The organism is Pseudomonas sp. SYWMCR5, from assembly GCF_057197165.1.
Genome location: NZ_JBXUNH010000005.1, coordinates 402,742 through 414,741 on the forward strand (window position 1 = coordinate 402,742; position 12,000 = coordinate 414,741).

At 62.6% G+C, this 12,000-nt stretch carries 9 protein-coding genes; all 9 read right to left on the minus strand.

What is annotated here, in order from left to right:
• Nucleotides 1–8: 8 nt before the first annotated feature.
• Nucleotides 9–1,016, minus strand: a complete 1,008-nt coding sequence (gene nuoH / locus AC2CGW_RS16325; protein ID WP_484574298.1) for an NADH-quinone oxidoreductase subunit NuoH — start codon at nt 1,014–1,016, stop codon at nt 9–11.
• A complete protein-coding gene (gene nuoG / locus AC2CGW_RS16330; RefSeq protein WP_484574299.1) occupies nt 1,013–3,727 on the minus strand; it encodes an NADH-quinone oxidoreductase subunit NuoG in 2,715 nt (904 codons plus the stop codon). The genes nuoH and nuoG overlap by 4 nt, the downstream gene beginning before the upstream one ends.
• Before the next feature lie 132 nt (nt 3,728–3,859).
• Entirely contained in the window at nt 3,860–5,224 is a 1,365-nt protein-coding gene (nuoF, locus tag AC2CGW_RS16335; RefSeq protein ID WP_186669782.1) for an NADH-quinone oxidoreductase subunit NuoF, read from the minus strand.
• Nucleotides 5,221–5,718, minus strand: coding sequence for an NADH-quinone oxidoreductase subunit NuoE (gene nuoE / locus AC2CGW_RS16340; protein ID WP_012313767.1), 498 nt, complete (start codon nt 5,716–5,718; stop codon nt 5,221–5,223). The genes nuoF and nuoE overlap by 4 nt, the downstream gene beginning before the upstream one ends.
• 2 nt (nt 5,719–5,720) lie before the next feature.
• Nucleotides 5,721–7,502 carry an NADH-quinone oxidoreductase subunit C/D gene (gene nuoC / locus AC2CGW_RS16345; RefSeq protein WP_484574300.1) on the minus strand — a complete coding sequence of 594 codons (1,782 nt, stop codon included), beginning with the start codon at nt 7,500–7,502 and terminating at the stop codon, nt 5,721–5,723.
• A gap of 78 nt (nt 7,503–7,580) precedes the next feature.
• Nucleotides 7,581–8,258, minus strand: coding sequence for a NuoB/complex I 20 kDa subunit family protein (locus tag AC2CGW_RS16350; RefSeq protein ID WP_186669778.1), 678 nt, complete (start codon nt 8,256–8,258; stop codon nt 7,581–7,583).
• A 10-nt stretch (nt 8,259–8,268) separates the two neighbouring features.
• Entirely contained in the window at nt 8,269–8,682 is a 414-nt protein-coding gene (locus tag AC2CGW_RS16355; RefSeq protein ID WP_003251427.1) for an NADH-quinone oxidoreductase subunit A, read from the minus strand.
• Nucleotides 8,683–9,389: 707 nt separating this feature from the next.
• The gene (gene aceA / locus AC2CGW_RS16360) at nt 9,390–10,715 is read right to left on the minus strand and encodes an isocitrate lyase (RefSeq protein ID WP_054892704.1); all 1,326 of its coding nucleotides are present in this window, start codon (nt 10,713–10,715) and stop codon (nt 9,390–9,392) included.
• Between the two features lie 495 nt (nt 10,716–11,210).
• Nucleotides 11,211–11,945 carry a secretin N-terminal domain-containing protein gene (locus AC2CGW_RS16365; protein WP_484574301.1) on the minus strand — a complete coding sequence of 245 codons (735 nt, stop codon included), beginning with the start codon at nt 11,943–11,945 and terminating at the stop codon, nt 11,211–11,213.
• Between the last annotated feature and the right edge of the window lie 55 nt (nt 11,946–12,000).

Sequence of the window (12,000 nt, forward strand, 5' to 3'; positions counted from 1 at the left end):
TCAAATCCTCACTGGGCCGCGACGGCTGGCGTGTTGTAGAGCACGATCGCAGCGGTCACCAGCAAATTGATCAGGGTCAGCGGCAGGCAGAACTTCCAGCTGAAGTCCATCACCTGGTCATAGCGCGGGCGCGGGATCGAGGCGCGCAGCAGGATGAACAGCATGATGAAGAACGCGGTCTTCAGCGCGAACCACAGGAACGGTACTTGCGGCAGCAGGCCGAACGGGCCGTGCCAGCCACCGAAGAACAGGGTTACCAGCAGTGCCGAGACCAGGATGATGCCGATGTACTCACCGACGAAGAACATGCCCCATTTCATGCCGGCATATTCGATGTGGTAGCCGTCGGCCAGTTCCTGTTCCGCTTCCGGCTGGTCGAACGGGTGACGGTGAGTCACGGCGACGCCAGCGATGAAGAAGGTGCAGAAGCCGAAGAACTGCGGAACGATGAACCACAGGTTCTGGGCCTGGTATTCAACGATGTCGCGCATGTTGAACGAGCCCACCTGTACCACCACGCCCATCAGCGCCAGGCCCAGGAACACCTCGTACGACACGGTCTGCGCCGAGGCCCGCAGGCTGCCGAGCAGGGCGTACTTGTTATTCGACGACCAGCCGGCGAACAGCACGGCGTAGACCGATAGACCGGCCATGGCGAAGAAGAACAGCAGGCCGATGTTCAGGTCGGCGACGCCCCATACCGGGGTGATCGGGATGACCACGAAGGCGATCAGCAGGGCGCTCATCGCCACCACCGGTGCCAGGGTGAAGATCATGCGGTCGACGAAGGGTGGGTTCCAGTCTTCCTTGAAGAACATCTTCAGCATGTCGGCAGCGATCTGGAACATGCCGAACGGGCCGACGCGGTTCGGACCATAACGGTCCTGCCACCAGCCCAGCAGACGACGTTCGACGAAGCTCAGCAGCGCGCCGCAGACCACCACCGCCAGCAGAACCACGACGGCCCGCACGACGGTGAGAATCACATCGATCACTTCGGGGGTGAACCAGCTCATTGTGCTGCCTCCTGCAGGCCTTCGACGGATGCACCGAAGATGGCAGGCGGAATGCCGGCCAGGCCTTTGGGCAACGCAACCAGGCCAGCGCCCAGTTCTTCATTGATGCGCAGCGGCAGGCGCAGCGAAACGCCCGCGACGTTCAGGCTCAGCAGTGCGCCGTCGTTTACGCCCAGACGGTCGGCTTCGGACTTGGCAAGGCCCACGTAGGCCGCCGGGATACGCTCCTGCACCGGTGCCGCGCGCGAAGAGTTCTCCTCGCTGCCGAACAGGTGGAAGAAGGGTACGGCAGTCCAGGTGCCGCGCGCCGGGTTGAAGGCGCCAGGGATAGCGTTGAACCAGTTCAGGCGATCGCCTTGCGATTCGATCAGGCGCACGCCAGGGTCACCGGCACGCAGGTGGCCACCGACTTCATCCTGGAACTTGTTCCAGGCTTGCGGCGAGTTCCAGCCCGGCGACCAGGCGAATGGCACTTGCTGGCGCGGTTCGGCCGAGCCCGAGTAGCCTTCCATCGAGAAGGCGAACGCGGTGTCCTTGTCCTGCGGGGTGCGCGGCTCATGGACGCTGATGTTGGCGCGCATGGCGGTGCGGCCCGAGTAGCGCAGCGGCTCACGGGCAAGCTTCAAGCCCTTGATGCGGAACGCGGCGCTTGGCGCTGCGTTGACGATGCCGGCCAGTTGCGGTGCGGCGTTGGCGCAGGCGCTGGTGACGTGGTCCAGTTGGGTCCAGTCGACCGGCTTGTTCAGCAGGGTGGCACGCAGGGCGTGCATCCAGCGCCAGCCTTCGTGGATCTGGATGCTGCTGTCCAGGTACTGCGGGTCGAACACCTGGAAGAAGCGCTGGGCGCGGCCTTCCTGGCTGACCAGGGTGCCGTCGCCTTCGGCGAAGGACGCCGCAGGCAGGACCAGGTCGGCGCGGTCGCTGGTGGCGGTCTTGGAGTGGTCGGCGACAATCACCACTTTTGCGGCGGCGAGCGCAGCATCGACCTTGGCGGCCGGTACGCGGGCGTACAGGTCGTTCTCCAGCACGACGATGGCGTCGGCCTTGCCGGTGATGACGGCGTCCAGCGCAGCATCGACGGAGTCACCGCCCATCATGGCCATGCCAAGGCTGTTGGCCTCAGGTACCACCAGGCTCAGTGAGCCGTTCTTCTCGCGCAGCTTGAGGGCCTTGGCGATGTTGGCGGCGGCTTCGATCAGTGCGGCGTCAGCCAGCGACGTACCGGCAACCACCAGTGGGCGCTTGGCGGCCACCAGGGCGTCGGCGATGCGCTGGGCCATTGCCTTCGCTTCGGCGTCCAGGCCTTCGACGGCGGGGGCGCTCGGGTCGATGGCGTGGGCCACGGCGAAGCCCAGGCGGGCGAGGTCGGCAGGGGCTGCGCGCACACATTCCTCGGCGACGTCGTCGAGCTTGGTCTCGGCCAGCGAGGCAATGAACAGCGGGTACAGCGCGTGCTGACCGATGTTCTTCACGGCTGCATCGAGCCAAGGCTGCACTTTCATGCCTTCGGCCATGGCCTCGGCCTTGCCCTTGGTGGCCTGGCGCACAGCCAGGGCGACGCGGGCGGCGGTTTGCGTGAGGTCTTCGCCGAGTACGAACACGGCGTCGTGGTCTTCGATGTCGCGCAGGGTCGGGACTGGCAGCGGGCTGTTGTTCAGCACGTCCAGCACCAGGCGCACGCGGCTCAGCTCACCGGCTTCCATACCCGAGTAGAAGTAGTCGGCGCCGACCAGCTCGCGCAGGCCGTAGTTGCTCTCGAGGCTGGCGCGTGGCGAGCCGATGCCGACGATGGTACGGCCGCGCAGCAGGTCAGCGGCCTTGTCCAGCGCGGCGTCGAGGCCCAGCTTGCTGCCATCGGCCAGCATCGGCTGGCGTGGGCGGTCGCTGCGGTTGACGTAGCCATAGCCGAAGCGGCCACGGTCGCACAGGAAGTACTGGTTCACCGAGCCGTTGAAGCGGTTCTCGATGCGGCGCAGTTCGCCGTAGCGCTCACCGGGGCTGATGTTGCAGCCGCTGGAGCAGCCGTGGCAAATGCTCGGGGCGAACTGCATGTCCCACTTGCGGTTGTAGCGCTCGGAGTGGGTCTTGTCGGTGAATACGCCGGTTGGGCAGACCTCGGTGAGGTTGCCGGAGAACTCGCTCTCCAGCACGCCATCTTCAACGCGACCGAAGTACACGTTGTCGTGGGCGCCGTAGACACCCAGGTCGGTACCGCCTGCGTAGTCCTTGTAGTAGCGCACGCAGCGGTAGCAGGCGATGCAGCGGTTCATCTCGTGGGCGATGAACGGGCCGAGGTCCTGGTTCTGGTGGGTACGCTTGGTGAAACGGTAGCGGCGCTCGTTGTGGCCGGTCATTACCGTCATGTCCTGCAGATGGCAGTGACCACCTTCCTCGCACACCGGGCAGTCGTGCGGGTGGTTGGTCATCAGCCATTCGACGACGCTGGCACGGAACGCCTTCGACTCGTCATCGTCGATGGAGATCCAGGTGCCGTCGGAGGCAGGGGTCATGCAGGACATGACGATGCGACCACGGGTGTCGTTCTCGTCGGTGTACTGCTTGACCGCACATTGCCGGCAGGCGCCGACGCTACCGAGCGCCGGGTGCCAGCAGAAATAAGGGATGTCGAGGCCGAGCGACAGACAGGCCTGTAACAGGTTGTCTGCACCGTTGACTTCGAGCGCTTTGCCGTCTACGTGGATAGTGGCCATGGTTCAAAGTTCTTCGTTGGCCCGCGTGAGCAGGCGTGGCTAATGGAAATCAGTGAGCTTGCGGCCGGCCGCGAATGGTTCGGGCCGGCCTGCAAGCTGGCGGGTGGCACGGACCACCCGCGATTCATCTTGTTATGCGCCGACCACAATCGGCTTGGCCAGATTCGGGCGCAGGGTGTCGGCAGCACTCGCGGGCGCGACACCGGCCTCGAACTCGGACCGGAAGTATTTGATGGCACTGCCCAGCGGCTCCACGGCACCCGGTGCGTGAGCACAGAAGGTGCGGCCTGGGCCGAGGAAGTTGACCAGACCCAGCAGGGTCTCGATGTCTTCGGCGCGGCCTTGGCCTTTCTCCAGGGCGCGCAGCATCTTCACGCTCCATGGCAGGCCGTCGCGGCATGGGGTGCACCAGCCGCACGATTCGCGGGCGAAGAACTCTTCCATGTTGCGCAGCAGCGAGACCATGTTGATGCTGTCGTCGACCGCCATCGCCAGGCCAGTACCCATACGGGTGCCGACCTTGGCGATACCACCGGCGTACATCTGTGCGTCCAGGTGTTCCGGCAGCAGGAAACCGGTACCGGCACCACCTGGCTGCCAGCACTTGAGCTTGAAGCCGTCGCGCATGCCGCCGGCGTAGTCTTCGAACAGCTCGCGGGCGGTCACGCCGAAAGGCAGTTCCCACAGGCCCGGGTTTTTCACCTTGCCGGAGAAGCCCATCAGTTTGGTGCCGTGGTCTTCGCTGCCTTCGCGGGCCAGCGACTTGTACCAGTCGTTGCCGTTGGCGACGATGGCCGGGACGTTGCACAGGGTTTCGACGTTGTTCACGCAGGTCGGCTTGCCCCACACGCCGACGGCGGCAGGGAAGGGCGGCTTGGAGCGCGGGTTGGCGCGACGGCCTTCGAGCGAGTTGATCAGTGCGGTTTCTTCACCGCAGATGTAACGCCCGGCACCAGTGTGCACGAACAGTTCGAAGTCGAAACCGGAACCGAGGATGTTCTTGCCCAGCAGGCCTGCGGCCTTGGCTTCCTCGATGGCACGGTTGAGGTTCTTCGCTGCCGTGGTGTACTCGCCGCGCAGGAAGATGTAGCCACGGTAGGCCTTCAGCGCGCGGGCGCTGATCAGCATGCCCTCGACCAGCAGATGGGGCTGTTGCTCCATCAGCATGCGGTCTTTCCAGGTGTTGGGCTCCATTTCGTCCGCGTTGCACAGCAGGTAGCGGATGTTCATGGATTCGTCTTTGGGCATCAGGCCCCACTTCACGCCAGTGGGGAAGCCTGCGCCGCCGCGGCCCTTGAGGCCGGAGTCCTTGACGCTTTGCACGATGTCGTCGGCGGACATGTCGGCCAGGGCCTTGCGGGCCGCGGCATAGCCGTTCTTGGACTCGTACTCGGTCAGCCACACTGGCTCGCCGTCGTCACGCAGGCGCCAGGTCAGCGGGTGGGTTTCAGCCGAGCGCGCGATGCGGTTGGCCGGGCCGAAGGAAGTGATGGTCATACGTAACCCTCCAGCAGTTTGGAGACGCCGGCAGGCTGCACGTCGCCAAAGGTGTCGTCGTCGATCATCAGCGCCGGGGCCTTGTCGCAGTTGCCCAGGCAGCACACCGGCAGCAGGGTGAAGCGGCCATCGGCGGTGGTCTGGCCCAGGCCGATGCCCAGCTCGCTCTGGATCTGACTGACAACCGATTCATGGCCGCCGATGTAGCAGACCATGCTGTCGCACACGCGAATGATGTGGCGACCGACCGGCTGGCGGAAGATCTGGCTGTAGAAGGTGGCCACGCCCTCGACGTCGCTGGCAGGGATGCCCAGCACTTCGCCGATTGCGTAGATGGCGCCGTCCGGCACCCAGCCGCGTTCCTTCTGTACGATTTTCAAGGCTTCGATGGACGCCGCGCGCGGGTCTTCGTAGTGGTGCATCTCGTGCTCGATGGCCGAGCGCTCGGTTTCGCTCAGGGCGAAACGGTCGGTTTGGATAAGCGTGCTGTTCATGCTTAGCGGTCCACGTCAGCCATAACGAAGTCGATACTGCCCAGGTACGCGATCAGGTCCGCGACCATGCTGCCTTTGATCACCGAAGGGATCTGCTGCAGGTGCGGATAGCTGGGCGTGCGGATCCGGGTGCGGTAGCTCATGGTGCCGCCATCGCTCGTCAGGTAGTAACTGTTGATGCCCTTGGTCGCCTCGATCATCTGGAACGACTCGTTGGCCGGCATGACCGGGCCCCACGAGACTTGCAGGAAGTGGGTGATGAGGGTCTCGATGTGCTGCAGGGTGCGCTCTTTCGGTGGCGGCGTGGTCAGCGGGTGATCCGCCTTGTACGGGCCTTCCGGCATGTTGCGCAGGCACTGGTCGATGATGCGGATACTCTGGCGCATCTCCTCGACACGGACCATGCAGCGATCGTAGGCATCGCCGTTGTGGGCCAGCGGTACTTCGAACTCGAAGTTCTCGTAGCCGGAGTAGGGGCGGGCTTTGCGCAGGTCGAAGTCGCAACCGGTGGCGCGCAGGCCGGCACCGGTGGTACCCCACTCCAGCGCTTCCTTGGTGTTGTATGCGGCAACGCCGATGGTACGGCCCTTGAGGATGCTGTTCTGCAGGGCGGCCTTGGTGTATTCGTCCAGGCGCTTGGGCAGCCATTCGACGAAATCCTTGACCAGCTTGTCCCAGCCGCGCGGCAGGTCGTGGGCGACGCCGCCGATGCGGTACCAGGCCGGGTGCAGGCGGAAACCGGTGATCGCCTCGATCACGGTGTAGGCACGCTGGCGGTCGGTGAAGGTGAAGAACACCGGGGTCATGGCGCCGACGTCCTGGATGTAGGTACCCAGGAACAGCAGGTGGCTGGTGATCCGGAAGAATTCGGCGAGCATGATGCGAATCACGTCGACTTTCTGCGGCACCTGGATACCGGCCAGCTTCTCGACCGCGAGTACGTACGGCAGGTTGTTCATTACCCCGCCGAGGTAGTCGATACGGTCGGTGTAGGGAATGAAGCTGTGCCAGGACTGACGTTCGGCCATCTTCTCGGCACCACGGTGGTGGTAGCCGATGTCGGGGACGCAGTCGACGATTTCTTCGCCGTCCAGTTGCAAGACGATACGGAAGGCACCGTGGGCAGAAGGGTGGTTGGGGCCGAGGTTGAGGAACATGTAGTCCTCGTTGGCGCCCTGGCGTTTCATGCCCCAGGCCTCGGGGTTGAAGCGCGCCGACTCTTCTTCAAGCTGTTGCTTGGCGAGGTTCAGCGAGTAGGGATCGAACTCGGTGGCGCGAGCCGGAAAGTCCTTGCGCAGCGGGTGACCTTCCCAGGTCGGCGGCATCAGGATGCGCGACAGGTGCGGGTGACCGGCGAAGTCGATGCCGAACATGTCCCAGACTTCACGCTCGTACCAGTTGGCGTTCGGCCAGATGCTGGTCACGGACGGCAGGTTCAGGTCGCCTTCGCTCAGCGACACCTTGATCATCACGTCGCTGTTACGCTCGACCGACAACAGGTGGTAGAACACGCTGAAGTCGGCGGCAGGCAGGCCGCGGCGCTGGGTGCGCAGGCGCTCGTCGACGCCGTGCAGGTCGTACAGCATGCTGTACGGTTTGGCGACGTTGCGCAGGAAAGAAAGTACATCTTTGAGCTGGGCACGGTTGACCCACAGTACCGGCATGCCGGTGCGGGTCTCTTGGGCGACGAAGGCGTCAGCGCCAAAACGGTTGTGCAGTTCGACGACCACATCCTGGTCGTCAGCCTTGTAAGGCGTAATATAAATAGCGGTGTCCGCTGTCATGGTCTCGGTCGCTTTGAGTCAACGTAGAGAATGAAGCCAGGCCGCCGGCTCCTGGGGAGCGGGCGGCAGGTCGCTGGATCAGACTTCGTCGGGGCTGCGCAGGTTGGTTACCGCGATACGCTGTTCGCGACGCAGGTCCTTCTGGGCGGGCATCTCGGCACGGTAAATGCCTTGATCGCCGACAACCCAGGAGAGTGGGCGTCGCTCCTGGCCGATCGATTCCTGCAGCAGCATCAAGCCTTGCAGGAAGGCTTCGGGGCGCGGCGGGCAGCCAGGCACGTACACGTCCACGGGGAGGAACTTGTCGACCCCCTGAACGACCGAGTAGATGTCGTACATGCCACCGGAGTTGGCGCACGAACCCATGGAGATGACCCACTTGGGTTCGAGCATCTGCTCGTAGAGGCGCTGGATGATCGGCGCCATCTTGATGAAGCAGGTACCGGCGACGACCATGAAGTCAGCCTGGCGCGGCGACGCCCGGATGACTTCGGCGCCGAAGCGGGCGATGTCGTGGGGTGCCGTGAAGGCCGTGGTCATTTCCACGTAGCAGCAGGACAGGCCGAAGTTGTACGGCCAGAGGGAGTTCTTGCGACCCCAGTTGACCGCGCCACGCAGCACATCTTCGAGTTTCCCCATGTAGATGTTCTTGTGGACCTGGTCCTCCAGCAGTTGGTCGGTGACGGTTTCCCGATCACCTACCGGGTACTGCTCGTTGGGCGCATCCGGATCGATTCTGGTGAGATTGTATTGCATTGCCAAAGCCTCATTGTTTCAGCTTCGCTTGCCGCTTGCGACGACCTTCGGGAGCCCAATCAAGAGCACCGACGCGCCAAAGGTAGACAAGACCTGCCAACAGAATTGCTATGAAAACGAGAGCTTCGACGAATCCGGTCCAGCCGCTTTCGCGGACGGACACAGACCATGCAAAGAGAAAGAGGGCTTCGATATCGAAGATCACGAACAGCATCGCGACCAGATAGAATTTGGCGGACAGGCGCAGGCGGGCGCTGCCGACGGGCAGCATGCCGGATTCGAAGGGTTCGTTCTTGGCGCGGCCCCAAGCCTTGCTGCCGAGCAGGCTGGACAGGCCGAGCATGAAGGCACACAGGCCGACGACACCCAGGAGGAAGATGGCAAAGCCCCAGTTGTGGGCGATGAGTCCTGCCGAATCGGACATGCTTGAAATCCTTATACAGAGACCCAGCTCTGCAGTCTGAAATAAGTAGAGCGGCGACGCGGTGTCGCTGACGCAGTGACCAAATGTCGCAGCTGAATCAATCGCGCTGATTTTATGGGTAAACCCACGGCAAGTAAAATTTCCAGCGCAAATTTATTCGTAGGATTAAGAACAAAAATCTTTCGTAAATGGCTGAAAGCCTTGAGTTTCGGGCATTCCAACCAGATTTGTTAATTATGTTTCTTGGTTGGCGTAACGAGTCTTCAATTTAATAATGATAATTAATATCATTTGGGCTGGGCCGCTGTTTCTTTCCTCATCTGTTACCTGCCTAGTTCAATTCACAATCTTGTCACTTGCAAATGAGAAAAACTCTCGTTCTAGCAGTTGCAGCGTTCTCGTGCACCGCTCCGGGTCAATGTTTCGGCGAAAGACGGGGCTACGGGGCGGGCTGCAATGGCAAGGAGGCGCAAGCGAGCAAGCAGGGTGCGGGCTGTGCTTCTTAATATAGAGGGCATCCAGGCGTTGGCTTGGACGAGGCATGTGGCAGTCCTTGCTTGCTGTGCTGCCTCAAGCATAGCCCTGATCTCGGGGTTTGGCTCGTCGTCAGGACATCAGGCGCCTGCAGGGGGAGGCAGTGGTGGGGCGGCAGGCAAAAGAAAGCCCGGGGCTTTCTCAAGCCCCGGGCCTCTGTCAGCAACCCACTATCAGTGGAACTGCTCTTCCTCGGTCGAACCGGTCAGTGCTGTCACCGACGAAGCGCCACCCTGGATCACGGTGGTCATGTCGTCGAAATAACCGGTGCCCACTTCCTGCTGGTGCGCCACGAAGGTGTAGCCCTTGCTGGCGTCGGCGAATTCCTGCTCCTGCAGTTTCACGTAGGCGGTCATGTCGTTGCGGGCGTAGTCGTGCGCCAGGTTGAACATGCCGTGCCACATGTTGTGGATGCCGGCCAGGGTGATGAACTGGTGCTTGTAGCCCATCGCCGACAGTTCGCGCTGGAACTTGGCGATGGTGGCATCGTCCAGGTTCTTCTTCCAGTTGAAGGATGGCGAGCAGTTGTACGACAGCAGTTGGTCCGGGTACTCCTTCTTGATCGCTTCGGCAAAGCGACGGGCTTCGTCCAGGTCCGGCTTGGCGGTTTCGCACCAGATCAAGTCGGCGTACGGGGCGTAGGCTAGGCCGCGGGCGATGGCCTGGTCGAGGCCGGCACGGACCTTGTAGAAGCCTTCACGGGTGCGCTCGCCGATCACGAACGGCTGGTCGTAAGGGTCGCAGTCGCTGGTCAGCAGGTCAGCAGCGTTGGCGTCGGTGCGGGCGAGGATGATGGTCGGTACGCCCGCAACGTCAGCGGCCAGGCGCGCGGCCACCAGCTTCTGTACGGCTTCCTGGGTTGGCACCAGTACCTTGCCACCCATGTGACCGCATTTTTTCACCGAGGCCAGCTGGTCTTCGAAGTGCACGCCGGCGGCGCCTGCCTCGATCATGTTCTTCATCAGCTCGTAGGCGTTCAGCACGCCGCCGAAACCGGCTTCGGCGTCAGCCACGATCGGTGCGAAGTAGTCGATGTAGCCATCGTCGCCTGGGTTCTTGCCGGCTTTCCACTGGATCTGGTCGGCGCGGCGGAAGGCGTTGTTGATGCGCTTGACCACGGTCGGTACGGAGTCGACCGGGTACAGCGACTGGTCAGGGTACATGGACTCGGCCGAGTTGTTGTCGGCGGCTACCTGCCAGCCGGACAGGTAAATGGCCTGAATGCCGGCTTTTACCTGCTGCACGGCCTGGCCGCCGGTGAGGGCGCCCATGCAGTTGACGAAATCTTTTTCGGGCCGGAAGGACGGGTGGGCACCTTGGGTGACCAGCTTCCACAGTTTTTCTGCGCCTTGACGAGCAAAGGTGTGCTCTGGCTGCAGGGAGCCACGCAGGCGAACGACATCGGCGGCGGTGTAGGTACGGGTCACGCCTTTCCAGCGCGGGTTCTCGGCCCAGTCTTTCTCGAGGGCTGCAATTTGCTGTTCGCGTGTCAGTGCCATGGAAATAAACCTCGTCGCATCGATCTTGAGTGTAGTTGTGCGGATGCTCAGGGCGCGGAATCAGAGGCCTGGCGGCTGTCCTGTCCGGGGGAGTGCGGCGGCGAACGGGGAAGGCTCGAAGGGGAAGGGGGTGCAGTTCAGGCGAAGGTGTCCCCAGCAGGTCGGCTCGTGGATGCCTTGCTGCGGTGCGACGTCGATTGCCGGTTCTGCGGTGATGCGCTTCCGTCCCTCGGGACAACTTCTTCGTTGCAGTCGCAATCCCGTCGAACCGCCTTGTGGGCCGTATAGACACAGGACGCCTCCAGGGGTATCGGGAGGGCGTCCCGAAGGCCCTTGCCAGGGCCCCTGATTAGCGGGAGCGAGGCCATCATGCCCTTGGCGAAAAGAGCCTGTCAAATGTTTTGTAGTGCTTTTTTTGGCTTACTACATCTTTGGTCTAATGCGACTCTGCAGTCAGTTTCAAGGCCCTTGGTCGAGGCCTTGAACTGCCTGGGATCAGTCGAGAAGGTCGACTTTGACGCGTAGCGTCATGTTTTCACCGCGCTGGGTGCTGTAGGTGAGGGCCGAAGGGCTGTTTTCGGCCTGGCTCTGCTGGTTGTACCCCGCCAGGGTGATCCACTCGCCGAGCTTGCCCGAGATGGTCGTGTCGGTGCTCTGCACTTTCACTACATCCTGGCGTTCCTGGCTCATTCGATCATTATTGGTGCTGATTTGCAGACGAACCGTTTCACCGCTGACGCTCGGCGTGACGTAGAAACCCTGGGTTACATTGCGGTATTGGGTGTCGCTCTGGATGCGTCCGTAACCATCGGTCGAGGTGCTGGTGATGGGGATGCTCTGGCCGATCTGGATCAGTGCCGGCTGGCCTTCGCTGGCCTGGATCTGCTGCAGGCCGCCTTCGCGGTTGCTGGTGCCGTACTGGATGACCCGGGCGTTGCCGCGGTTGACCTGGTAGTTGCTGTCGTTGTTGTCAACGCTGATCAGCAGGCGTTTGGGCGCAGTGTCCAACTGCTGTAGCAAGGCGCGCAGGTCGTCGATGCGTTCCGGGCTGGCATTGACGATCAATTTGTTCTCGAAGGCGCTGACGGTTCCGTCCTTTCCAAGAAAGGACTGGGCGGTCGGCAGCAGCTCGGCGCTGCTGCGGTGCTGCAGCGGCACGACTTCGGTGGCCGCCTGTGCGGTGAGGCTGGCCGCCAGCAGCAGGGCGGTGACAAGGGGGCGTAGCGGCATGTAGGTGGTCTCCGCAGGTTGAATAGACATGATGGCAAATTTGCCAGCATTGTGC